General features: G+C 48.0%; 25 protein-coding genes and 1 tRNA gene. 11 read left to right on the plus strand and 15 right to left on the minus strand.

Annotation, left to right across the window (positions count from 1 at the left end; all coding sequences use genetic code 11):
* Window positions 1–6: 6 nt before the first annotated feature.
* The 5 genes from AOT11_RS02530 to AOT11_RS02550 all read left to right on the plus strand — a co-directional run bounded on the left by AOT11_RS02530 (window position 7) and on the right by AOT11_RS02550 (window position 3,834).
* The gene (locus AOT11_RS02530; RefSeq protein ID WP_017420981.1) at window positions 7–1,194 is read left to right on the plus strand and encodes a beta-ketoacyl-[acyl-carrier-protein] synthase family protein; all 1,188 of its coding nucleotides are present in this window, start codon (window positions 7–9) and stop codon (window positions 1,192–1,194) included.
* The gene (locus tag AOT11_RS02535) at window positions 1,187–1,651 is read left to right on the plus strand and encodes a hotdog family protein (RefSeq protein ID WP_026050451.1); all 465 of its coding nucleotides are present in this window, start codon (window positions 1,187–1,189) and stop codon (window positions 1,649–1,651) included. Before AOT11_RS02530 ends, AOT11_RS02535 begins: the two co-directional genes overlap by 8 nt.
* Complete coding sequence (gene fabG / locus AOT11_RS02540) at window positions 1,648–2,373, plus strand: 3-oxoacyl-ACP reductase FabG (protein ID WP_017420983.1); 726 nt, start codon at window positions 1,648–1,650, stop codon at window positions 2,371–2,373. Before AOT11_RS02535 ends, fabG begins: the two co-directional genes overlap by 4 nt.
* Window positions 2,370–3,599, plus strand: a complete 1,230-nt coding sequence (locus AOT11_RS02545; protein WP_017420984.1) for a beta-ketoacyl-ACP synthase — start codon at window positions 2,370–2,372, stop codon at window positions 3,597–3,599. The genes fabG and AOT11_RS02545 overlap by 4 nt, the downstream gene beginning before the upstream one ends.
* A 158-nt stretch (window positions 3,600–3,757) precedes the next feature.
* A tRNA-Pro gene (locus AOT11_RS02550) sits at window positions 3,758–3,834 on the plus strand.
* A gap of 75 nt (window positions 3,835–3,909) precedes the next feature.
* Here AOT11_RS02550 and AOT11_RS02555 read toward each other — a convergent pair.
* Both AOT11_RS02555 and AOT11_RS02560 read right to left on the minus strand, forming a co-directional pair.
* Window positions 3,910–5,160, minus strand: coding sequence for a sensor histidine kinase (locus AOT11_RS02555; protein WP_017420985.1), 1,251 nt, complete (start codon window positions 5,158–5,160; stop codon window positions 3,910–3,912).
* A complete protein-coding gene (locus AOT11_RS02560; protein ID WP_017420986.1) occupies window positions 5,132–5,800 on the minus strand; it encodes a response regulator transcription factor in 669 nt (222 codons plus the stop codon). Before AOT11_RS02560 ends, AOT11_RS02555 begins: the two co-directional genes overlap by 29 nt.
* Window positions 5,801–5,891: 91 nt before the next feature.
* On the opposite strand from AOT11_RS02560, the gene AOT11_RS02565 reads away from it, so the two are divergent.
* Entirely contained in the window at window positions 5,892–7,085 is a 1,194-nt protein-coding gene (locus tag AOT11_RS02565; RefSeq protein WP_017420987.1) for a DUF5666 domain-containing protein, read from the plus strand.
* A gap of 189 nt (window positions 7,086–7,274) precedes the next feature.
* On the opposite strand, the gene AOT11_RS02570 is transcribed toward AOT11_RS02565, so the two are convergent.
* The 4 genes from AOT11_RS02570 to AOT11_RS02585 all read right to left on the minus strand — a co-directional run bounded on the left by AOT11_RS02570 (window position 7,275) and on the right by AOT11_RS02585 (window position 10,993).
* Window positions 7,275–8,474 (minus strand): NupC/NupG family nucleoside CNT transporter, encoded by a 1,200-nt coding sequence (locus AOT11_RS02570; RefSeq protein ID WP_017420988.1) that lies wholly within the window; start codon window positions 8,472–8,474, stop codon window positions 7,275–7,277.
* A gap of 224 nt (window positions 8,475–8,698) precedes the next feature.
* The gene (locus AOT11_RS02575; protein ID WP_017420989.1) at window positions 8,699–9,643 is read right to left on the minus strand and encodes a LysR family transcriptional regulator; all 945 of its coding nucleotides are present in this window, start codon (window positions 9,641–9,643) and stop codon (window positions 8,699–8,701) included.
* Window positions 9,644–9,688: 45 nt separating this feature from the next.
* Window positions 9,689–10,660 (minus strand): lytic murein transglycosylase, encoded by a 972-nt coding sequence (locus AOT11_RS02580; protein WP_017420990.1) that lies wholly within the window; start codon window positions 10,658–10,660, stop codon window positions 9,689–9,691.
* A gap of 51 nt (window positions 10,661–10,711) precedes the next feature.
* A complete protein-coding gene (locus tag AOT11_RS02585; protein WP_017420991.1) occupies window positions 10,712–10,993 on the minus strand; it encodes a YcgL domain-containing protein in 282 nt (93 codons plus the stop codon).
* Between the two features lie 175 nt (window positions 10,994–11,168).
* Between AOT11_RS02585 and minC the strand changes: the two genes are divergently transcribed.
* Genes minC through minE form a run of 3 tightly spaced genes read left to right on the plus strand, consistent with a single transcriptional unit; the run spans window position 11,169 to window position 12,932 of the window.
* Window positions 11,169–11,831 (plus strand): septum site-determining protein MinC, encoded by a 663-nt coding sequence (gene minC, locus AOT11_RS02590; RefSeq protein ID WP_017420992.1) that lies wholly within the window; start codon window positions 11,169–11,171, stop codon window positions 11,829–11,831.
* Between the two features lie 22 nt (window positions 11,832–11,853).
* On the plus strand, window positions 11,854–12,666 hold the full coding sequence (gene minD / locus AOT11_RS02595; RefSeq protein WP_011149811.1) for a septum site-determining protein MinD: 813 nt from the start codon (window positions 11,854–11,856) through the stop codon (window positions 12,664–12,666).
* 2 nt (window positions 12,667–12,668) lie between these two features.
* Window positions 12,669–12,932 (plus strand): cell division topological specificity factor MinE, encoded by a 264-nt coding sequence (gene minE, locus AOT11_RS02600; RefSeq protein WP_017420993.1) that lies wholly within the window; start codon window positions 12,669–12,671, stop codon window positions 12,930–12,932.
* 82 nt (window positions 12,933–13,014) lie between these two features.
* Here the strand turns inward: minE and rnd are convergent, their stop codons facing one another.
* The 8 genes from rnd to AOT11_RS02640 all read right to left on the minus strand — a co-directional run bounded on the left by rnd (window position 13,015) and on the right by AOT11_RS02640 (window position 20,737).
* On the minus strand, window positions 13,015–14,130 hold the full coding sequence (rnd, locus tag AOT11_RS02605) for a ribonuclease D (protein WP_140398716.1): 1,116 nt from the start codon (window positions 14,128–14,130) through the stop codon (window positions 13,015–13,017).
* Between the two features lie 87 nt (window positions 14,131–14,217).
* On the minus strand, window positions 14,218–15,915 hold the full coding sequence (gene fadD / locus AOT11_RS02610; protein WP_017420995.1) for a long-chain-fatty-acid--CoA ligase FadD: 1,698 nt from the start codon (window positions 15,913–15,915) through the stop codon (window positions 14,218–14,220).
* 121 nt (window positions 15,916–16,036) lie between these two features.
* Window positions 16,037–16,891, minus strand: a complete 855-nt coding sequence (locus AOT11_RS02615) for an alpha/beta fold hydrolase (protein ID WP_017420996.1) — start codon at window positions 16,889–16,891, stop codon at window positions 16,037–16,039.
* Window positions 16,891–17,445, minus strand: coding sequence for a Slp family lipoprotein (locus AOT11_RS02620; RefSeq protein WP_017420997.1), 555 nt, complete (start codon window positions 17,443–17,445; stop codon window positions 16,891–16,893). The genes AOT11_RS02615 and AOT11_RS02620 overlap by 1 nt, the downstream gene beginning before the upstream one ends.
* 41 nt (window positions 17,446–17,486) lie before the next feature.
* A complete protein-coding gene (locus AOT11_RS02625) occupies window positions 17,487–17,792 on the minus strand; it encodes a hypothetical protein (protein ID WP_011149807.1) in 306 nt (101 codons plus the stop codon).
* A 25-nt stretch (window positions 17,793–17,817) separates the two neighbouring features.
* The gene (gene tsaB / locus AOT11_RS02630; RefSeq protein WP_017420998.1) at window positions 17,818–18,519 is read right to left on the minus strand and encodes a tRNA (adenosine(37)-N6)-threonylcarbamoyltransferase complex dimerization subunit type 1 TsaB; all 702 of its coding nucleotides are present in this window, start codon (window positions 18,517–18,519) and stop codon (window positions 17,818–17,820) included.
* Entirely contained in the window at window positions 18,520–20,439 is a 1,920-nt protein-coding gene (locus AOT11_RS02635; RefSeq protein ID WP_017420999.1) for an ATP-dependent DNA helicase, read from the minus strand. It lies immediately after the preceding gene.
* A 97-nt stretch (window positions 20,440–20,536) separates the two neighbouring features.
* On the minus strand, window positions 20,537–20,737 hold the full coding sequence (locus AOT11_RS02640; RefSeq protein ID WP_026050452.1) for a hypothetical protein: 201 nt from the start codon (window positions 20,735–20,737) through the stop codon (window positions 20,537–20,539).
* A 195-nt stretch (window positions 20,738–20,932) separates the two neighbouring features.
* Here AOT11_RS02640 and purU point away from each other — a divergent pair, with 195 nt between their 5' ends.
* Window positions 20,933–21,766 carry a formyltetrahydrofolate deformylase gene (gene purU, locus AOT11_RS02645; RefSeq protein WP_017421001.1) on the plus strand — a complete coding sequence of 278 codons (834 nt, stop codon included), beginning with the start codon at window positions 20,933–20,935 and terminating at the stop codon, window positions 21,764–21,766.
* Between the two features lie 61 nt (window positions 21,767–21,827).
* Here purU and AOT11_RS02650 read toward each other — a convergent pair whose 3' ends face one another.
* Window positions 21,828–22,424, minus strand: coding sequence for a VOC family protein (locus AOT11_RS02650; RefSeq protein ID WP_026050453.1), 597 nt, complete (start codon window positions 22,422–22,424; stop codon window positions 21,828–21,830).
* Between the two features lie 220 nt (window positions 22,425–22,644).
* Between AOT11_RS02650 and argS the strand changes: the two genes are divergently transcribed.
* Window positions 22,645–24,378: an arginine--tRNA ligase gene (gene argS, locus AOT11_RS02655; protein ID WP_017421003.1), complete on the plus strand. Its 1,734-nt coding sequence runs from the start codon at window positions 22,645–22,647 to the stop codon at window positions 24,376–24,378.
* Window positions 24,379–24,470 lie beyond the last annotated feature (92 nt).

Genomic DNA, 24,470 nt, shown 5'->3' on the forward strand with positions numbered 1-24,470 from the left:
AGCCAAATGAATTCACACCTTTCTCAACCCATTTATATTCATGGCTGTGGCTTCCACTCAGCATTGGGGGCCACTGCAGAGCAGATCCACCACGCACTGCAACATAATCACAGTGCGCAAATGCAACAAGCTGTGGATCAACTCAACACGGGCACCGCCACCATCGTTGGTCGAGTGAGCGACGCGTTGCCGGAGCTGCCATCATCGCTACGTGAATACGACTCAAGAAACAACCGTTTAGCCCTCTCTGCGCTGCAGCAAATTGAGCCCGTAATTCAAGAGGCCATTCGACAATATGGCGCAGACCGTATCGCCGTGGTTATCGGCACCAGCACCTCTGGTATTGCCGACGGCGAAAACGCATTTGAGCAGAAGCTGTCGCAAGAGCACTTCCCGAGAGATTATCACTACCGCAAACAAGAGCTTGGCAACGTCAGCGACTTTATCGCCGATTACTTTCAGTTAACGGGGCCTTGTTACGCGATCTCCACGGCGTGTTCATCCAGCGGGCGTGTGTTCATTTCAGCAAAACGCCTCTTACTCAGTGGTATGGCCGATGCGGTGATCGTGGGAGGAGCAGATACGCTCTGTCGCTTAACCCTAAATGGTTTTAATGGCTTAGAGGCACTCTCAAATCAACATTGTCAGCCATTTAGTGCCGACAGAAGTGGCATTAATATTGGTGAAGGCGCAGCTTTTATGCTGCTCAGCAAAGCCCCTTCAGAGATCGCCCTGCTCGGTTGTGGCGACAGCTCAGATGCACACCACATTTCCGCTCCACACCCTGAAGGGAATGGGGCTGAAGAAGCAATGAAAAAAGCGCTGCTAGACGCCAATTTGAAACCAGAACAAATCGGCTATGTTAACGCCCATGGCACGGCAACTCCGCTCAACGACAGCATGGAAAGCAAAGCCATCTTTCGTCTTTTTGGCTCATCGGTGCCCGTTAGTTCAACCAAGCACCTAACTGGTCACACATTAGGCGCAGCCAGTGCCGTTGAAGCGGCCATTGCATGGCATATACTGAAATACAACTTAGATTTACCGCAACAAGGATGTCAGAACAAAGCGGATGACATAGAGGTCACGCTCGTCGAACAGCCAATGAAATTGGCACACAAGGCGATACTTAGCAACTCTTTCGCCTTTGGCGGAAATAACATCAGTCTGATATTTGGATATCCTCATGAATAAGCTGCCCAGCATTGAGACCTTGCTGCCCCACGACGCTCCGATGATCTTAATTGATCGGGCGATCAGCGTTGCGGAGGAGTCGATTCACTGTCAGGTAGACATTGGCCCTCACCTCGCCTTCTTCCATACTGAAACGCAAAGCGTTCCAGGTTATGTGGGTATCGAGTTTATGGCGCAGTCTATCGCGGCTTGGTCTGGCTATCATGCGCAGCAGAAAGGCCAAGAGCCACCGATCGGTTTTCTCCTTGGTGGCAGGCGTTATCAAGCGATGTGCGATACCTTTCAGCTAGGGCAGACACTCGATATCTACGCAGAGCAGTTGATGGAAGACAACGGCATGGCCGTGTTCACTGGTCGAATCGAGATCTCAGGTGAGACTGTCGCAAAATGTCAGTTGAACGTTTATGTTCCGACGGAAGAAAAATTACAAGAAATGAAAATCAGGAGTCAAGAATGACCCGTCAAGTGTTAGTCACAGGGGCCAGTAAAGGCATCGGCAAAGCCATCGCCATTCAATTAGCGAAAGATGGCTTTACCATCGTCGTTCACTACATGGGCGATAAGCAAGGTGCCGATCAAACATTGGCCATGATTGAACAAAACGGTGGCAGTGGCCGTTTAATTCAGTTTGATATTAGCCATCGTCAACAATGTCGTGAGCGTATTGAAGCCGACATCGCAGAGCACGGCGCATACTACGGTGTGGTCAATAACGCGGGTATCACCAAAGACACCGCTTTCCCAGCGATGACCGAGGCAGAATGGGATGGCGTAATTCACACCAACCTCGACAGTTTTTATAACGTCTTACACCCTTGCGTGATGCCGATGGTGCAAAAACGCAAAGGTGGACGCATTGTCACTTTAGCTTCAGTCTCTGGATTAATGGGCAATCGAGGCCAAACCAACTACGCCGCTGCCAAAGCGGGGGTGATTGGCGCAACCAAATCATTGGCTCTCGAGCTGGCGAAACGCAAAATCACGGTGAACTGTGTTGCCCCTGGGCTGATTGATACTGGCATGGTAGATGAGCATGTCAAAGAGCACGCTTTACCTCAAGTCCCGCTACGCCGCATGGGTGAACCGGAAGAAGTGGCTGGCTTAGTCAGTTATTTGATGTCTGACATCGCAGGTTATGTCACTCGCCAAGTGATTTCGGTTAATGGAGGCCTAATATGAATCGCAGAGTTGTTGTCACCGGTATGTCTGGTGTCACTGCATTTGGCAATGATTGGCAAAGTGTCGAGCCCAAATTACGCGCGCTAGAAAATGCCACTCAGTTTATGGAAAATTACCAACAGTACGAAGGGTTGAACACCAAACTTGCCGCTCCCGTGGTCGATTTTGAGCTCCCTTCGCATTACAAACGCAAGCAAGTTCGCGGTATGGGCCGCGTGTCCAAATTAGCCACCGTGGCGACTGAAAACGCGCTACGCCAAGCAGGCTTAATTGGTGACGACGTACTAACGAATGGCCAAACTGGCATTGCTTACGGTTCATCAACTGGCTCAACTGACGCCATTGGCGCATTTGGCGTGATGCTGAACGACAAAACCACCAAAGCGATCACCGCGACGACCTACGTGCAAATGATGCCGCACACCACCGCCGTCAATGTGGGGCTCTTTTTTGGCCTACGTGGCCGTGTTATCCCCACGAGCAGCGCATGTACATCAGGCAGTCAAGCCATTGGTTACGCCTATGAAGCAATCAAGCATGGTTACCAAACCGTCATGGTGGCAGGAGGAGCTGAAGAGCTTTGTCCAACCGAATCAGCGGTATTCGATACCTTGTTTGCGACCAGCTTGAAAAATGATCAGCCAAAAACAACGCCAAGCCCTTACGACAAAGATCGTGATGGACTCGTGATCGGCGAAGGTGCAGGCACGCTGGTGCTAGAAGAATACGAACACGCCAAAGCACGCGGCGCAAAAATCTACGCTGAAATCATCGGTTTTGCCAGCAACTGTGACGCGGCGCATGTGACTCAGCCGCAGATGGAAACCATGCAAATCTGTATGGAAATGGCCCTGCAAAACGCGGATTTACATCCAAAACACATTGGCTATGTTTCTGCGCATGGCACTGCGACAGACCGTGGCGACATTGCCGAAAGTAACGCGACACAAAATGCCATTGGTAAGGTGCCAATCAGTTCATTAAAGAGCTATTTTGGCCACACATTGGGCGCATGCGGTGCCATCGAGGCTTGGTTAAGTATTGAGATGATGAACAGTGGCTGGTTTAGCCCAACCCTAAATCTCAATAACCTAGACCCAGATTGTGGTGACCTGGATTACATTGCTGGTGCTGGCCGCGAGATGGATATTGATTACATGATGAGCAACAACTTTGCTTTTGGCGGTATCAATACTTCCCTCATCTTTAAACGCGTTCGCGATTAGCATACTCAACGGCTGCTTTAGGCAGCCGTTTTTGATTCCTTCACCCTCAAAAACCACCGCTGCTTTTTTATACAAACTGTTCATTCTGTCGCCTAGCTTTTATTGTTGATAAACAAAGTGTTGACGAGTCATCTCCTTACCATTACAGTAACTGCCATCGGACTGTAGCGCAGCTTGGTAGCGCACCGTCATGGGGTGTCGGGGGTCGGAGGTTCAAATCCTCTCAGTCCGACCATACACCTAAAAAAAGAGAGCTTCGGCTCTCTTTTTTGCTATTTGGCGCTCGGCATTATCAAGGTGCCGTCTATTCCTATACCTCTGCCGAATGAAAACGCACTTTCGCGATAAAATGCGTACCGTCATCTTCCATGCTAAACGCCCAATCCATACGTTCACAAATGCGCTCAACAATCACCAAGCCACATCCATAACCTGCGTTGTAAGTTTCATTGCCGTCATGTCGGTTCTGAATTTCAAAACAACACTGATGTAGCGCAATGTTGATACTGCCAACGCTATAGCTGAAAGCATTTTTGATGAGGTTATTAATGACGATGGTGATAAAGCTTTCTGGCGCTCGAACCTGGCTCGGCTGCGACAGATCAAGCGCATAACTCGAGCCCTGACGAGCAAACAAGGGCTCGAGCAACGCCAGTTGCTGTTCCAACGACTGCTGAAGATCGTAATTGCCAAAGTGATGTGGCTCTATCTCCGATTTACCCAACAACAAAAACGTCTCCGTCAGCACCTTCATTTCTTGACCCGCTTGATGCAGACGACGTATCGCTTTTTGCGCGACTTGGGGTTGCCCTTCCACTCGGCTAAGAATATCGGCGGACCCCTGAATCACCATAATCGGTGTCCGCAGCTCATGAGAAGCGAATCGGCTAAACTCCTGCTCACGTTGGAAAAATCCTGCGATATGATTTTTGCTGTCTAGCAGAGTCTGCTCAATATGGCGCGTTTCGCTGAACGTGGTATCGATGCTAAACGGCGGACAATCCGGTGGCATTTGACTAATTTTATGTTCAATTTCCGTCAAGGGTTTCGACAGAATGCGAACCATATACACCCCATAGAGCAGCATGGCGATGGAGAGTATGCCGCCCAACACAAAAGTCACTTGGTGCAAGGAGCTTTCATACTCATCCAGGTAATCATCCGAATCATCTTGGAAAACGATGTACATATTACCAACACCGGAAGGATGAGCAAAAACGACAAAATGTTTGTCCTCTTCCCCTTGCAGGTATTCATAGAAACCTGGTTTGGAAAAAGCCAGCAGCCAGCTCGGTATCTCTTTCTCGCTCCAGTAACTATCAAACTCCTGCGGATTGGGTAACGGAGCTTGTTCCTGCAATGTTGCGTAATTCTCTTTGTACAGAGCGGCTTCTGTGTCTAACCAGTGATGCAAACTCAATACTTCCAGCTTATTTTCCGCCACATAGATCAAGCTCCAAAACAGCGAAAACATCAGAAAGGTCAGAACGCCAAAGCTCCAACGGATCTTGCGGTAAATACTGGGATAAGCGTTATGCTTTGAGTCGGTAACCTTGTCCATGAATGGTCTCTAATCGTGATTCTGAAAAACCTTTGTCCAATGCGGTGCGCAAACCGTAAATGTGGCTACGCAGAGCATCACTCCCCGGTGGTTCATCGCCCCACACGCTTTCAATCACTTCAACGCGTGACACGATTGCCGGTGCTCGCTTCATCAATAACGTCAAAATTCGCGTCTGAATACGGCTCAGTTTGATCAACTGACCTTGGCGTTCAACCTGCTCGGTTTTGACATCTAAGGTGATGTCGGCAAATTTCAACACACCAATATCTTGTCTTGGCCCTCGGTTGGCCAATGCATGCAGTCGCAAGCTCAGTTCCTGCATCGCAAAAGGTTTCAATAGGTAATCATCGCCACCAGCAGTAAAGGCTGCGATTTTGTCATCCAACCCCTGTTTTGCGGTTAGAAATAGGATGGGCGTCCCACAAAGATAGTCTTCTCTGAGTTTTTTCACCGTACTGATGCCGTCCAGCTTTGGCATCATGATGTCCATGACAATCACATCGTAGTGGTTCGTTTCAATCAATCGCAGCGCCGCTTCACCATGATAAGCACAATCGATAATGATGCCTTCAAGCTCCAGGTAGTCGGCAATCGTTTCTGCCACATTGTGGTTATCATCCACTAACAAAATTTTCATTCAGTTTTATCTCTTCACGATCGCTTCACATCTCATTTCCTAACATGGCGAAAAACCAAACATCCACCATTCATATAGGGTACATATAGAGATGAAGAAGCTGACTTTAGTAAGCGCGTTAACCTTAGTTTTATCGGCTTGTGGAGGAAGTAATAGTTCAACACCAGCACAACCCGATGTTGCTCCCAAAACAATCACCGGTACCATTGACTCCGTAGACCCACAACACCGCTCTGTTGTCGTCAATGGGCACCAATATACCGTCGAGCAAGTATCGTATTCCTCGGCCAACATTGAGTTAAGTGCACTGCAACCCAATATGATGATTCGCATCGCCCCAAACACCGGTGTGCAACGCGATTCCGCCAGCGGCCAAGCAGACACTTTTTCGGCGCAATTAGAGCCGACCATGACTGGGGTGATCAGCAACATCAACCCCACAGACCACAGTTTTCGCATTAATGGTGCGACGCTGACATTTGCTCAGCTCAGCCCAGAAATTACAAATGGCGACTGGGTCATGGTCTCTTCTCTTCCAACCGCCGATGCGGGATACAAAGTTCTGTCGGTCGTGAAGTTTGATGATCCCGCTCTGGTTGGCCATGTTGAAATCGAAGGTCGCATCAACAGCCTCGATGCCAACAGCGGCACATTTAAATTGGGCGCTGGCATCACAGTAAATTACGACAATGGTACCGTTATTGAACCGCTTCAACCACTTGAAAACGGTCAATGGGTAGAAATTGAAGGCCAATTTGCCAATAACGTGTTTGCCGCCAACGAGATTGAGATCGAATCTTACGATAACCTTGATGACGACAACGAAATCGAAGGCATTGTCACTTGGGTGGCGGGTGACCAATCACAGTTCGAGTTGAACTACCGTGGCATGTTTACCGTCGATGCGCACACTCGCTTTGAAGATGGCCACAAAGGTCTATTGGTCGCAGGGGCAGAAGTGGAAGTCACCGCACAATCAGGTGCAAGCAACGAGCTGCTTGCGCGTGTGGTGGAGTTTGACGAACAAGATCACGACAGCAATTGGAACGATCACGAGTTTGACTGCGATGGCACAGTGAATCTATATAGTGCTGAGCAGCGCTCTATCACCATGGTGTGTTACGATGACGGCGTTAATCTTGGTGAGAAAGTGATCTATATTGATGCCAATACGCGCTTTGAACACATCCAAGAGTCGGAGCTGCAAGGTGCACGTATTGAGGCCGAAGGCATCATGTTGAATCAACAACACATCGCACGAGAAATTGAACGCGATATCGATTAATCCGCGTTGATATTGTGCTGCAGATGAGTGGTTGACATCGTCATCACGTAATCGCAAAAAGGCAGAGGAAAACCTCTGCCTTTTTCTTATTTATCAAAATGATAGTGTATAAAAACAAATAATGACAGTACGATGCTTCACTTTGTCCAGAAGCGCGTAAGCATCGACTGTCATCTGTTTTCTTATCGCTTACAGGCTTAAAATCACGCCCGCAATCGATGCGCTCATCAAGTTCGCCAAGACACCTGCGGTAATTGCACGGAAGCCGTACTTCGAAATGAACGAGCGTTTCTCAGGCACCAAGCTACCCAAACCACCGATCAACATCGCCATTGTGGAGATGTTAGCAAAACCACACAGAGCAAAAGTCACGATCGCTTGCGAGTGTGCACTCAGTTCTTGTTTCACTTGCATGAGCTGAATAAACGCTACGAATTCGTTTACCACAATCTTATTGCCGATCAGAGAACCCGCGGTAATGGCTTCATGCCATGGAATCCCCAACAACCAAGCGACTGGCGCGAACAGGTAACCTAAAATCAACTCAAAACTGAGAGAGATGCCAAACCAACTGCCGACCCAGCCCAAAAGGCCATTCAGCAGTGCAATCACGCTGACAAACGCCAGTAAGGTTGCCCCTACCGCTACCGCGATACGCAAGCCCGACATCGCACCGTCAGCCATCGCTTCCACCACGTTGGTCGCTTTTGGCATCTCAACGTTTTCCATCTGCACATCTTCCGCCTGAGCTTCAGTTTCAGGCATCAAGATTTTGGCCATCAAAAGACCAGCAGGTGCCGACATAAATGCCGCAGCAATCAGGTAGTTCAGTTCCACACCCAAAGAGGCGTAACCCACTAAGGTACCGCCTGCTACTGAAGCAAGGCCACAGGTCATGACGGCGAAGAACTGCGAGTCACTCATGTGCTTTAAGTAAGGTTTAACCACCAACGGGGCTTCAATCATGCCAACGAAGATGTTAGCGGTTGCAGAAAGCGATTCAGCGCGGCCAGTCCCTAACAACTTTTGTAGGGCGCCACCAATCAAGTTGATTACTTTCGGCATCAATCCAATATGGTAAAGGCCTGAGATCAAGGCAGAGAAGAAGATGATGATACCAAGAACGTTAATCGCGAAAGTAAAACCGCCGGTTGCCAAACCGCCGAACAGAAAAGCGATGCCTTCCTGCCCATAGTTAATCAAATTGGAAACCGCGCCCGTCACGCCATTTAGCGCATTTTTACCCGCAGGCACATACAGTACCAACAACGCAAAGGCCACTTGCAATGCAAACGCCAATCCTACCGTTTTAAGACGGATATTTTTTCTATTGGTAGAAAGCAGCCAAGCAAAAAGCAAAATGGCTACGACACCCAAGAGTGAGTTCATAGTGATTATTTCCAGAGAGGGGGAACAAGGAAGGCGCGGATTGTATTACCAGTCTCGTAAGATGCAAGTCGAGAATGTTAACAAGGTGGTTCATTAGAAAAACGCAATAAAACCAAAGAACTTAACTCATTGAATAAAAACAAGATAAACGTTTGCCTTGTTTTATTGTTTCCATATGGAAAATATGTTTCTGGAAATAGAAAATATTTGTGACTCAAATCACTCTAATCGGGAAAGCTGACATAGGGCTCAAGCTGTTTGTCCCAATGACACGGCGTACCGATTTTTTGTTTAATGAAATCGATGACAGCAGAGGTTTTTTTCGGCATATGCTGGCGGCTAGGATACACAGCATAAAATGGCATTTCCTGATTCGCGCGCCAATCTGGCAACAGTTGAATCAGTTTCCCAGTTCTAAATTCATCACCGAGCAAGTAGGTCGCCAGATAGCCAATTCCCCACCCAGAGATCGCCGCATCGCGAACCGCCTCAGCCAGATCGACCGAATAATTACCCGATACCTTAACGCTAAGGTGCTCTCCTTGGCGACGAAACGCCCAACTGGTGTAGTCACGCTCCCAGCTTCGGTAAATCAGGCAGTTGTGATTGGCGAGATCGTTGGGCTCTTTCGGTGCATCATGCTGCAACAAATAGTCCGGAGACGCCGCGACAACAAACTGACAATCCGCTAAGCGCTGAGCAATGTAGCCTTCTGGTAAATGCTCATGGTTGGTGATCCACAAGTCTAACCCTTCTTGCAGCATGTCGACTTTGTAATCAAACAAGTGCATTTCCACTTGCAGTAGCGGGTATTTCTGCCGCAGCTCATCAATGGCCGGGAGAATATGCAAAGTACCAAAGGATTGCGACAGGCCAATTCGTACTAAACCGGCAATTTCATCGCGCTGGCTCTCCATTTCATATTGCGCGTTATTCACCGCCTGCACCACTTGCTGGCAATGGTGATAGAAGGCCAATCCGGCTTCAGTCGGTGTAAAGCTGCGCGTGGTGCGTTGGATCAACTTGATCCCCAATGATGCTTCGAGTTGTGCCAGTTGCTTACTGACATGAGAAACCGACACCGCTAAGCTCTTAGCTGCAGAAGTGAAGTTTTGATGTTTGACGAGGGCGGCAAAAACCACCATTTGTGCTGCGCGTTCAGATAACATGTTTATCGCTGTTGGCTTGTGGCTAACGCCACAAGCCGAATTGAATTAATTTTTGATGCGGTCAGCCAAATGGCTCACTGCCAGTGCAAAGTAATGCGAGCGATTCCACTTCATCAACACATTGTAGTTGTTGTAGACCAGATAAGCGCGGCCATTCTCATCATCAGGCATCACTAACCAAGCTTTAATGTCTTCGTTTAGCTTAGGTAACGGGCGACCATTGATGCTGGTAATACCCAGTTTTTTCCATTCCTGTAGGTATTTGCCTTTCGCCTCTTCTCGCCCTTCCAGCTCAAGATCAAACCCTTTAGGTACGCGTACTTGGCGACCCCAAGTGTATTTGTCATCCCAACCAGATTGGCTGAGGTAACTGGCTGTTGAAGCAAACACATCGGCTTTGGTGTTCCAGATGTCTTTCTTGCCATCACCGTTGCCGTCTGCCGCATAGGCAAGGAAAGAGCTTGGCATAAACTGACACTGCCCCATCGCGCCTGCCCAAGATCCTTTGAAGTTTTCAAACTCTATATGGCCTTGGTCTAAGATTTTCAGCGCGGCCATGGTTTCGGCACGAAAGAAAGCTTCCCGACGCCCTTCATAGGCCATGGTTGATAAAGCATCAACCACAGGGAAATTGCCGGTGAACTTACCAAAGTTACTTTCGACGCCCCAAAGCGCGACGATAAAGCGTGCTTGTACGCCATAGCGATCCGCAATCTGGCTTAATTCGGTGTAGTGTTTTTCATAGAGATCTTTGGCTTGTTTCACTTTCCAATCCGGCACCGCACGAGGAAGATATTCATCCAGCGTTTGCTTTTTCTCCGGTTGGTTGCGATCGGCTTTCACCGCTCGTGGCTTAAATTGCACATCGCGAAAGGCTTGCTCTATGGTTTGAGCCGAAATACCTTCTTCTGCCGCTTGGGCTTTTAAACGCTCAAGATACTGCTCAAAGCTTTCAGTGTTTGCCCACGCCGATGAACAAAGTCCGATGCTGAGTATCGCGGTTACCAATTTTTTCAAATAGTCCTCCTTGAGCAATCGAGCTGACCTACTTCACAAGGCGTTTAAACCTTAGTCTTCTTTCTGCTGCGCTTTACGCTCTTTATGTTGTTGTAATAGATTTTCTGGCGGAGGTGGCAGTTGCAAGAAAAAGCCCTCGTTGTTGAGCGATTCTTTTACTTTTTCAATGTTCACTAATGCCAAACTACGCCCTTCAAGATTCACCGTCATCACATGAGAAGGCTTACCGAACATCTGCATTAATGTGTCAGGAACCTGTGAAAAATCATCTTTTTTTGGGATGTAAAGATATGTGCCTTCTTTCTTAGAACTTTTATAGATAGAACAAAGCATGACAAGCCTTTTGTGCTGATTTTCGCGTTTGACACGCGAAATTTAATTTAAACCTAATTTTTTAGACGAAATCACTTATTTGACAGCAAGAGAACTTGCTGCGTATTGGGATGAAATATAACATGACAGCCTTAGTAAAAGACAACGCTCTTTCAACAAAGGCAAGAAGTATCTAATGTCTCACTCTCCAGACCTAAAAGGTAGCAGCTTTACGTTATCGGTTCTGCACCTTTGCAACAACTCGGTCGACACGGCTATCGAATTTGTCCAAGAAAAAGTTGAGCAAGCGCCCGCTTTTTTCGCGGCTGCACCTGTTGTGATCAATATCGCCAACGTTGAAGGCGACCTCGATTTTGTCGCGCTAAAACAAGGCATATCACAAGCCGGTTTTATTCCTGTTGGCATTACTGGAGCTAAAGATAAACGAACCCAGAATCTGGCTTCCGATGCTGGGTTTGCCATCATGTCGGCCAGCAAATCGCCAACGCAGGCTCCTGCAAAGATGGCTCCGACCAAAATTGTTCGCACCCCTATTCGTTCTGGCCAGCAAATTTACGCTAAAGACGGGGATTTGGTCATTCTTAGTCACGTCAGTGCGGGGGCCGAAGTTATCGCCGATGGATCGATCCATATTCACGGCACCTTACGTGGCCGAGCGATTGCCGGGGCAAGCGGCCAAAAGGAAGCACGAATTATTTGCCATGACTTGCAAGCAGAGCTGATCTCAATTGCGGGCAACTACTGGCTCAGTGACCAAATTGAACGCCAATTTTGGCAGCAAAAAGTGATGTTGAGCTTGGTGGACGAATCACTCCATCTCGAAGCGCTCACTCAGTAAAGAATTAAAAGGAAATCACACAATGGCACGCATTATTGTTGTTACTTCGGGTAAAGGCGGGGTTGGCAAAACCACGTCCAGCGCCGCGATTGCTTCAGGCCTTGCGCTGAAAGGAAAAAAGACAGCGGTTATCGATTTTGATATCGGCCTACGTAACCTAGATTTGATCATGGGCTGTGAACGTCGTGTGGTCTATGACTTTGTTAACGTGATTAATGGCGAAGCGACGCTCAATCAGGCGATGATCAAAGACAAACGCGTCGACAACTTATTCATTTTGCCCGCTTCTCAAACGCGCGATAAAGATGCGTTGACCAAAGAAGGGGTCAAACGTGTGTTGGATGAGCTCGATGAGATGGGCTTTGATTTTGTCATCTGTGATTCACCAGCGGGCATCGAGCAAGGTGCGTTAATGGCGCTATACTTTGCAGATGAAGCAATTGTCACCACTAACCCAGAAGTCTCTTCTGTGCGAGATTCAGACCGTATCTTGGGGATTTTGGATTCGAAATCTCTGCGTGCAGAACAAGGGCTTGAGCCGGTCAAGCAGCATCTCTTGTTGACCCGTTACAATCCTGCTCGCGTGAATCTTGGCGAAATGCTGAGCGTTGAAGACGTCGAAGAAATTCTGCATATTTCTCTGCTTGGTGTCATTCCTGAGAGCCAAGCGGTACTGAATGCTTCGAACAAAGGCGTGCCCGTGATTTTTGATGAAAACACCGATGCTGGCATGGCCTATTCAGACACAGTTGATCGCCTACTGGGTAATCAAGTGGATTTTCGTTTCCTTACTGAGGAGAAGAAAGGACTGTTTAAACGACTGTTTGGAGGCTAAATATGTCACTGCTTGAGTTTTTCCGCCCACAAAAAAAGACCTCTGCAAGCCTCGCTAAAGAGCGTTTACAGATCATCGTCGCCGAGCGCCGCAGCCAAAATGATCCTGCGCCTTCATACTTGCCACAGCTGAAAGAAGACATTCTTAAGGTAATCAGCAAATACGTTGCGATTGATCCGTCGATGGTCGATCTCACATTTGAGCATAAAGATGACGACATTTCCGTCTTGGAATTGAACGTGAAACTACCAGACGAAGAAAAGTAACCTCTCTTTCATCGGATAGAAAAACAGACGGCTGAGACCGTCTGTTTTTATTTATCCATAAAGCAAATGCTTCTAGCGTGCTCTAAATTAGTTTGTTCATTTTTTCGCCCAGAATGTCTAAGCGCCAACCTTGCATCAAATCTGGCAGACGATTTTGATCGCGCTGATGTTTCCATACCCAACTGATCAAGTGATTAGTCTGCTTCTTCGATGCTAAAAACTCGCTCGCTAAACCTGTCGCTTTTGACGCGCGAGTGACTTCATCTTTGAGTTTTTTGAACAACTGTTTATAGCCCGGCAAATCCATCAAGCGTTCAATTGGCGCTGGATAATCTTCAGGGTCCGTCTCACGCGCCGACTTCACCATCGCAGCAATTCGATTGCCATGACGCTGTACTGAGCGAACATCCATCCCCTCTTCTTCCATGCGCTTAAAACTGGTTAACCCTAAACGAGCCACCGTGAGTAAGTCGTGTTCTTTGAAAACAAAGTTCAACGCTAAGTCGCGACGAATCGCCTCTTGCATACGCCAAGTCGCAAGCGGTTTGAGTATTGCAAGCTCTCTTGGCTTAAGCTGCCAAGCCCCTTTTATATCGAGGTACGCCTCTTCGACATTCGGCGTTTTTACGCGCTTGCTTGCTTGCAGTTCGCTCTCTTGTTGAGCCGCTTGCCACCAGCCCGCTGCCATCACTTTTTCCAACAAGATGTCGTACAGCGGCAGCAAGTAGTGAACATCTGCCGCGGCGTATTCAAGCTGTTTGTCACTCAGAGGACGAGCCAACCAGTCTGTACGCGACTCACTCTTATCCAGTTCCACGTTAAGGTACTGCTCTACCAATGCAGCAAAGCCCGTCGATAGACCGTGCCCCAAAAACGCAGCCATGATTTGCGTGTCCACCATCGGCGCCGGAATCGTGCCAAATGCATTATGAAACACTTCCAGATCTTCGCCACATGCATGCAGAACTTTCATTACCGAGGCATCGTTAAGTAACTCAGCGAACGCACTCATATCAGTCAGAACCGTCGGATCAATCAGCGAGAGGGAGTCACCATCAAAAAGCTGAATTAAGCCCAATTGTGGGTAATACGTTCGGGTGCGGACAAACTCAGTATCCAACATCACAACGTCTGCTTCTCGCGCTTTACTGCATACCCTAACTAGGTCTTGGTTTTCGGTAATAATTTGGTAATTCACTCGTCTCTCGCTATCGCTTTGAAAATAAAAATGCCAGCCTTGGAATTCGGCTGGCATTTTAACACTCTTCGTGACACTTTGCGCGGCTTACGCTGCCTCATTCTCTTTGGCAAGCTTAGCATCATTTTCATCGCGTAATACGCGACGCAAAATCTTACCAACGTTGGTTTTCGGCAGATCTTCACGGAACTCAATCAACTTCGGCACTTTATAGCCCGTCAAGTGCTGACGACAGTGGCTGATGATTTCTTCTTTGGTTAGGCTTGGGTCACGCTTAACCACATAAATCTTAACCAATTCACCAGACACTTCGTGTGGCTGACCGATGGCCGCCACTTCAAGGACTTTGCCGTGCAGCGCAACCACATCTTCGATCTCGTTAGGATAAACGTTGAAACCAGACACCAAAATCATATCTTTCTTGCGATCAACAATGTGCAAGAAACCATCTTCATCGAATTTGACGATATCGCCAGTCGATAACCAGCCCTCGCTGTTGATCACTTCTTTGGTCGCTTCAGGACGCTGCCAATAGCCTTGCATCACCTGAGGACCACGCACCTGCAGCTCACCCGTTTCCGTGTTAGCTAACGCTTCACCTTCATCGTTGATAATACGAACTTCGGTTGAAGGTACTGGCAGACCAATTGAACCATTGTAATCGACAAGGTCATGTGGATACGCAGCAACGAGTGGAGAACACTCGGTTAAACCGTAACCTTCGAGAAGGTAACAACCTGTGGTTTTCTTCCATTTATCCGCCACCGCACGTTGAACAGCCATACCACCGCCAACCGCCAGTTTAAGATGGCTGAAGTTCAGCTCATGGAAATCTTCATTATTGACCAGCGCGTTAAACAGCGTGTTTACCCCGGTAATGGCGGTGAATGGGTATTTTTGCAACTCTTTAACAAACCCTGGAATATCGCGAGGGTTGGTGATCAATAGGTTGCGGCCACCCATTTCAATGAACAGCAAGCAGTTCACCGTCAATGCAAATACGTGATACAGCGGCAGCGCAGTCACCACAAGCTCACGGCCAGGCTGAAGAACCGGACCATACATGCCTTTGGCTTGCATCACGTTAGCAATCATATTGCGATGAGTAAGGATTGCACCTTTCGCGACGCCAGTGGTACCACCAGTGTATTGCAAGAACGCAATGTCATCGCCAGTCATAAAGGGTTTGACGTACTGAAGACGACGGCCTTTGTGCAAGGCTTTACGCATCGAGATGGCCCCAGGCAGATCGTACTTTGGTACCATGCCTTTGACGTACTTCACGACGAAATCAACGATGGTGCCTTTCGCACGAGGCAGCATTTGACCTAGGCTGGTGAGCACCACGTGTTTCACTGGCGTATTTTCAACAATTTGCTCTAGCGTATTGGCAAAGTTTGACACAATAACAATCGCAGCTGCACCAGAGTCATTCAACTGATGTTCTAGTTCACGTGGTGTGTAGAGCGGGTTAACGTTTACCGCGATACAGCCCGCACGCAACACGCCAAACAGCGCCACTGGATATTGCAGCAGGTTTGGCATCATGAGTGCCACTCTGTCGCCTTTTTTCAGCTTAAGATCATTTTGTAGATACGCAGCAAACGCACGGCTACGCTCTTCCAACTTGCGAAAGGTCATCACCGAACCCATGTTCATAAATGCAGGTTGGTCGGCGTATTTCTGTACTGATTGCTCAAACATTTCGACCAGTGATTCATACTGATCAGGGTTGATGGTTTCAGGTACGTCAGATGGATAACGTGAAAGCCATGGTTTTTCCACGATGTTACTCCTCGTTTAAAGCTGGCCTACGCAAGAGAAGCTTGCGAGATAGCGTCCTTTTTATTTGTTCACTATTACAGCACAGCAGGCATGCTTGAGCACGAAACTCTCAAACACTTGTTTAAATTTTGTTAACTACTCCAAGAATTCGCATTGCGACCTCGAGTGATTGCTCTAAGTGACAGTGATGACCGCCTTGCACTGTCTCAATTTGGGCTGGATTTTTCGCATTTAAGTGACTGATATCCTTAAGCTCACGAAATCCATTTTCGCCTAATATGATCAGATGAAAACAGGAAATTTGGTCTAAAATCGTTTCGGCATGTTTCTGAGACAATCGATAGAGCGAATCACACTTGAGTTTCGCATCATGTCGCCATTGCCACACACCGTGCTGCTGAACAACACCACGCTCGACAATCGGTCTCAATAAATCCGCAGAAAGCTGATTAGCGGTTGAACGAAGCGTTAATGCTTCTTCCAAACTATTAAGATTACGGGAGGGTTTCACACGCAAACGATTACGGCTGAGTACCCCTTGCCTGAGCCTTTCAACCGCCTTTTGCGGGGCTTCAGCCAAAGGCCCGTAACCTTCTATCTGAACCAGAGCTGTCACTTGTTCAGGAAAGGCCGCACTATAACAACTTGCAATCAAAGCACCAAGTGAATGGCCTACTAGCAGCAGTTTATTTGGCGATAAAACACGCAAAAACTGATAAACGTCATCGATGTAATCGTGGAATGGATAAAAGTTGTCCACGGATTTGTGAGATGAGTATCCATGCCCCGGCAAATCAAATGCACAGAGGTGAAGCTCTGGTGCTCTTTGGTGGAGATGCTCGATGACAGACTGGAAACTGGCGGCGTTATCTAACCAGCCATGAAGAAAAACGACTGATAAATCAGCCGTTTTCGAATCACCATACTCGATTGCAGCCAGCGTTCCACTGGCGATAGCATAACGCGTCTCACGCATTATTTAACATCTTGAATGATTTTTCCGTCACGCGGGAAATCGCGCATTTGTCGGCAAGTAATCGAATAACACGGGTAGAGGTAGCTTGAAGTGTCATACACTCTCACTCGCTCTTCGATAGTCCAAAGGCGATAACCGTAGCTCTTCACCACAGGAAAAACGTAATCATACTCGCCGATTTTGCCTTGCTCTTCCCCTGCAGCAGTGCCGACAACGGTAATCAAACGTCCTTGACTAAACGCAACGGGCTCTAAGTAGCCCTCAAGGTAGGCAACAAAACGTCCATTGGGTTCTTGGCTAATGTCGGGCTTTCCGTTTTTATCGATCGGCAAGTTAACAATTTCAATGCGCGTTTTGTCTTTGAGATTGTCCACTTTAGCAATCACGCCACCCAAACGAACATCTTGCGTCACCATGCCTTGGCTTTCTGCAAAGATTTTATAATCCGTTAGCACTTCTTGGTTTTGCGCCGTCAGCTCTTGTGGGAGAGAACTACACGCCGCCAAGCCGAGCAAAGCGATCATTGCGAAAAGAGAGCGAACCGTTTTCTTCATTATTTACCTGCCTGTCTTCAGTCATCAAAGCAACAAAAGGGTCAAATGTAGATATCGACACCGAGCAACTGGGCAAGTTCCTCTCTTTTGGCTTGATTCATTACGTCCATGTATTCTTGCATTGCGCGTCGAGCATGACCTTCGGGAAGATCATACTGAATTTGCGCTTTATGAATGTCAGATTCTTTGACATTTTGGATGCTATGGGCAACAGCATTGGCTACCTTGGACGTTTGACCAACCGCTTGTTGCTGTTGGTTTTTCGCCACCTTACGCTTGTTGCTGCTTTTATTCGTCCGTTGCGTACCGGGAATAATCGCAGGAGGTAAACCGTTAATTGAAGCCATCGCGTTCCATCACTTTAAGGGGGCGTTATTCACGCCCTGGTAATTTTTTCCAAGCCACGTTATCGCGCAGATAAACTGGGCTAGACTCTTCCACGGCGACCGTATTGCCCGCCGCAAGCTCATACTTAGCAAGGACAACAATATCTTGAGCATCAGGGTAAAGCACCTCACCCGCTTCGATGTTCAACGGCAAATTGGCTAAGCTTTCAACGTAGGCATCCCATCCTGTACCCGCACTTGTCCAGCTCTGTTGATCGGCCGTGATATTTTGTGCTAATTGCGCCGGAGGAATGACGCATTCCGCATCCACGGCAAGCCAACTGCCATCTTGCTGACGCTGGTAGCGTCCCCAATAGACTTCATCCATACGCGCATCAATCGCCGCCACCACCGAGGTCGCTCCGTGTACACGGAATGAACCTTGCGCCATCGCTGCCAGTGTTGAAATGCCAATCATTGGCAAATCCGCACCGAATGCTAAACCTTGTGCAATACCGATGCCAATTCGCACGCCAGTAAAACTGCCAGGACCACGACCAAAAGCAAGCGCATCTAAATCGGTCAGTTTCAATCCAGCTTGTTGCAACACCTCTTCCACCATAGGGAGCACTTTTTTGGTGTGGTCACGCGGGGCCACTTCGCTACGTGAAAAGACTTGGTCGCCGACTAAAAGGGCGACTGAACAGTTTTCGGTTGCGGTGTCGATAGCAAGAATTTTAGCGCTCATTCAGTTCTCTGTTTGTTCTGTTAGAAATTGTTGAATCAAATCCAAATCACGGGTTCTTGGGATCGGAGGTAAACTGGCAAGAAAAATGCCGCCGTACTCTCTTGTGACCAAGCGGTTGTCACAGATGATTAACGCCCCGCGATCTTTTTGATCTCGAATCAGACGCCCTACCCCTTGTTTAAGCGTAATGACTGCATCAGGCAGTTGTACTTGCTCAAACGGCTCTCCTCCTCGCAATCGACAATCTTCGATACGAGCTTTGAGTAGCGGGTCATCTGGTGATGTAAAAGGAAGTTTGTCGATGATAACACAGCTTAAGGCGTCACCTCTAACATCGATTCCTTCCCAAAAAGCGCCAGTGGCCACCAGCAAGGCATTCCCCAACTCCATAAATTCAGCGAGCGTGCGCTGTTTGCTCATCTCGCCTTGCAATAAAACGGGCAAGCCTAAAACCTCGCGAAAACGCTCGCCTAATTCACGCATCATCGAATGTGAAGTACAGAGGAAGAAACAGCGCCCTTGATTGGATTCAATCACCGGTGCCAACATGCTCACCAGTTTTTGCGCCAAACCTGGGCTATTGGGCTCTGGTAGATAGCGAGGGACGCACAATCGCGCCTGCTCGGCATAATCAAATGGACTTGGCAATGAGAATTGCTTTAGCGGCTTTAAGCCTAAGCGGTCGGTAAAATGACTAAAATCGTCCCCCACCGCCAACGTGGCAGAGGTGAAGATCCACGCGCCCTGTTTGATCTCTATTTGCTCATGAAATTTGTCTGCAACAGAGAGCGGTGTGATGTGCAATGTAAAATGGCGCGGCGAGGTATCAAACCAGTATGAATAGCCCGTGATGCTAGTGTCACACACTCGTTCTAAACGACCTTTAATAAGGTTAGCGCGCTCAAACGCCACATCAAGCAATTGGCAACGACCTAACGCGAGCTTGAGTACGTCGATGGTCAAATCCAACGCATCCACCAAGCGATCCACTTCGCGCTTGATGGATGGCGACTGTACGGCATCACGCCAATTGCCACGAAAGCCGGGCTCACCCAGCACAATGCGCATATCCATTGCAGTTTGGGCTAATTTTTCCCCTACTTTTTGCAGCTGACGCATGTCTTTCACTTCCGTGCGATAGGCAATTTCAATGTCTTTGGCCAAATCGAGAATCTGGCGGCTGGAGAGTGACTGACCAAAATATTCGCTCGCAATATCAGGCAGTTGATGCGCCTCATCAAAAATAAACACATCCGCTTCGGGGATCAGCTCACCAAAACCTGTCTCTTTGATCGCCAGATCGGCAAGAAAAAGGTGATGGTTCACCACCACCACATCGGCATCTAGCGCTTTTTTTCGCGCTTTTAACACAAAGCAATCTTGGTAACTTGGACAATCTTTGCCTAAGCAGTTGTCATTGGTTGACGTGATGGTGGGAATGATCATGCTGTCTTCTGGCAACTCTTCACAATCACCCAAGTCGCCCGTTTTGGTTTCCGAAGACCAACTGCGCACTTTGACCAATTGGCTTAATGAAGTGGAATCCGCTTCATTGTGATGCACTTCAACCATTTGTCGGCTTAAACGCTCTAAACACAAATAGTTGGAGCGGCCTTTCAGTAACGCAACTTGTCCAAAAAAGCCCAACGCATCGGTCATCAATGGCAAATCACGATGAAAAAGCTGTTCTTGCAAGTTTTTCGAACCAGTAGAAATGATGACCTTTTTACCACTCAGAAGAGCTGGCACCAGATAGGCGAAGGTTTTGCCGGTTCCGGTCCCCGCTTCAACCACGAGCTGTGTTTGCTGTTGGATCGCCTCGGCGACCGCTTCGGCCATATCGACCTGAGGTTGACGAGCTTGAAAGCCCGGAATGGCCTTGCCTAAAGCACCTTTGGAAGAAAACGTTTTTGCTATCATTCTGTGTTCTGCTGAGGGGTCAGTGGCACAGATTATGTCAGGTTTGTCTTTTTGAGGCGAATCCCAATTGTCTTCGCCTCGGCAGGTATTTGGTCGGTTATTTGCGGTTTAAATAGCGTGCAAGCCACGCTGGGCCGGTAAATTGATCCTCTTCCCCTAAGATGGCCTTGGCCGCTTCGGCTGGAGAAGCTCGATTTTCCCAAAGTTCAGTAATGCGATCCTCATCTATTTCATGGTTACCGATCAGAGAGCTCACTCTCTCTACATACAGTTTTCGAGCCAGTAGATCTTTGTCCATATACACCACCTCTATGATTCTTATGAAGGCTCAATTCAGACAACGTCTCCAGCCAAACGTTTTGCTGGAGAATTTGTTTGAAACCATCTTAATAATAGATTATCTATTAGGCCTGTATTGCGGTTTAGTTCACCGTTCGACGCCCAAACAATTATTCGCACCATAAAAAAAATAAATCACGGAAGTATCTCTAATATGGAAAAGAAAACACTACTGACTCATTGCTCAGACGCGCCGGGTCTGATCTCTAAAATCACCAACATTTGTTACAAGCATCAACTGAACATTATTCACAACAATGAGTTTGTAGATAATTCCAGCGGTCACTTTTTTATGCGAACCGAGCTGGAGGGATACTTTAACGACCACACCTTTCTTGCCGATCTCGACCAAGCTTTGCCACCGGGAGCTAAGCGCAAGTTGATGAGCTCTGAGCGCAAGCGCATCGTGATTTTGGTCACCAAAGAAGCGCACTGCTTAGGTGATATTCTGATGAAGAATTACGACGGCAGTTTGGATGTGGACATTGCGGCTGTGGTAGGTAACTACGACAAACTGCAAAGTCTCACGGAAAAATTCGACATCCCTTATCACCATGTTTGTCATGAAGGGCTCGATCGTGAAAGTCACGAACAGAAAATGCTTGAAGTGATTGGTCAGTATCAGCCAGATTATTTGGTGCTAGCGAAATACATGCGTGTGCTCACGCCAGGTTTTGTTGAGAAATATCACCATAAGATCATCAACATCCACCACAGCTTCTTGCCTGCCTTTATTGGCGCGAAACCTTATCAGCAAGCTTTTGATCGCGGTGTAAAAATCATCGGCGCCACGGCGCACTTTGTCACCAATGATTTAGATGAAGGCCCAATCATCAAACAAGACGTGATTCCGGTTGATCACAACTTCAGCGCGCAGGACATGGCGCAAGCGGGTCGCGATGTTGAGAAGAATGTGTTGAGCAAGGCGCTCAATAAAGTACTGAATGACCACGTTTTTGTGTATGGCAACAAAACCGTCATCCTTTAAACATAGAATGGGACGAACCAAAAGGGTTGCGACAATTGCAACCCTTTATTTTTCTGCGCAGCTAGGCTTGCTCAGACTCAACAATACGTTTTAAAGAATGTGGGTGCAGCTTGATGCAAATGCCTTGGTATTTGAACGCAACCGTCGGATTGTTCAACCGTTCACCCTCTCCCTTCGGACTCGACAGCTTCACCTTAACCCCCAATTCCTCGAGTTTGCTCAACTGAGCGCCAAACGCTGGATAGGTGTGTTTCAAATCTGCCAAATAGTCTTCAGCCGTCTGAGCATGAGATGGGACGACAAACTCCACATGCTCCCAACCTTCATGGGGATACGCTTTTCCTTCTGCCGGATAAGGCAGCTCTAAGCATTCGATTTTCCAACCGCGACTGGCCAGTGGCGTATCAAACGCGATCACAATGATCGGACGACCATTGATGTTCGCCTGTGAGATCACTTTGCCTTGTTCACTCCACATTTGCTGAGACAACTGCGCGGTTTGATTCTCATTTACGCGCATCGCAATATGATCCGCTTGAGCAAAACTCAAATCCAGTTGCAACAAATCGGCCAGCGACTCGATTTTCTGCATGAAACCGGGTAAATCCTCTAGCATCTGTTGGGGTGTAAGGCGTTTTTCTGCCAGCAAATTACTCATTTTCGTTCTCTTCACACTTTTTATTTCTGGGCGTCATAGTAACAACTTCAGGCAAAATTGGCAGTCCTGCGAGTACTTTAATAAAAAGTCAAAATTTCACTAAATCGGCTCTGTATGAAAGGCAATATAATTGCTATCATTAGCCCCATTTTTGTGAACTCAAACAGAACCCGGCCTCTCTATTTCCGGGTTTTTCGTCCTTGAATTGAAGGAAACGCGTGTGAATATCCAAGCACTTATTAACGACAAAGTATCTCAGGCTCTTGAAGCTGCTGGCGCTCCTGCAGGCAGCCCTGCAGCGGTTCGCCAATCCGCTAAGCCACAATTTGGTGACTACCAAGCAAACGGCGTAATGGGCGTAGCAAAACAGTTGGGTACTAACCCTCGAGAATTTGCGCAAAAAGTATTGGATGTTCTTGAGCTAGACGGCATCGCAAGCAAAACCGAAATCGCAGGCCCTGGTTTCATCAATATTTTCCTAAGCGAAGAGTTCCTCGCGAAGCAAGCTGAAGCGGCACTGGCGGATGCGCGCCTTGGCGTTGCTGCAGAAGAAGCGCAAACTATCGTTGCTGACTATTCTGCGCCAAACGTTGCTAAAGAAATGCACGTTGGTCACCTACGTTCAACCATCATTGGTGATGCGGTTGTACGTACCCTTGAGTTTCTAGGTCACAAAGTGATCCGTGCGAACCATATCGGTGACTGGGGTACTCAGTTCGGTATGCTTATCGCCAACCTTGAGCGCGTACAGCAAGAGTCTGGCGAAATTTCTATGGAACTGGCTGACCTTGAAGGTTTCTACCGTGAATCTAAAAAGCTGTACGACGAAGACGAAGAGTTTGCGGTAAAAGCTCGCGGCTACGTCGTTAAACTGCAAAGCGGCGACGAGTTCTGCGCAGAAATGTGGAAGAAGTTGGTTGACGTCACCATGATCCAAAACCAACGCAACTACGACCGTCTCAACGTCTCTCTAACTCGTGATGACGTCATGGGCGAGAGTATGTACAACGACATGCTACCTAAGATCGTAGCAGACCTGAAAGCACAAGGTCTTGCGGTTGAAGATGACGGCGCGCAAGTTGTGTTCCTTGAAGAGTTCAAGAACAAAGACGGCGAGCCTATGGGCGTTATCGTGCAGAAACGTGACGGCGGCTTCCTATACACAACAACAGATATCGCATGTGCGAAGTACCGTTACGAAGAGCTAGGTGCAGATCGTGTGCTTTACTTCATCGACTCTCGTCAGCACCAGCACCTAATGCAAGCTTGGACGATCGTTCGTAAAGCGGGTTACGTGCCAGAGTCAGTATCTCTTGAGCACCACGCGTTTGGTATGATGCTAGGTAAAGATGGTAAGCCATTCAAGACTCGTGCAGGCGGTACGGTTCGTCTTGCTGATCTTCTTGATGAAGCAGAAGTGCGTGCAGCGCAGCTGATCGAATCTAAGAACCCAGAATTAGCTGAAGACGAGAAGAAAGCGATCGCGAACACAGTTGCAATGGCAGCGGTTAAATACGCAGACCTTTCTAAGCACCGTACCACGGACTACGTGTTCGATTGGGACAACATGCTGGCGTTTGAAGGTAACACGGCACCGTACATGCAATACGCTTACACTCGTGTAGCCTCTGTATTCGCTAAAGCTGGCGTTTCTATGGATGATCTACAAGGTGAAATTAAGATCACTGACGAGAAAGAAAAAGCGCTTATCGCCAAGCTGATGCAGTTCGAAGAAGCGGTTCAATCTGTTGCTCGCGAAGGTCAACCACACATCATGTGTAGCTACCTATTCGAACTAGCAGGTCAGTTCTCTAGCTTCTACGAAGCGTGCCCTATCCTAGTGGCTGAAGATGAAGCAGTGAAACAAAGCCGTTTGAAACTCGCTGCGCTAACAGCGAAGACCATCAAGCAAGGTCTTTCTCTGCTCGGTATCGATACGTTAGAGCGTATGTAATAGGTTCGAGGTTCGAGGTTCGAGGTTCGAGGTTCGAGGTTCGAGGTTCGAGGTTCGAGGTTCGAGGTTCGAGGTTCGAGGTTCGAGAAAAT

The sequence above is a fragment of the Vibrio vulnificus NBRC 15645 = ATCC 27562 genome, assembly GCF_002224265.1.
Classification (GTDB): Bacteria; Pseudomonadota; Gammaproteobacteria; order Enterobacterales; family Vibrionaceae; genus Vibrio; species Vibrio vulnificus.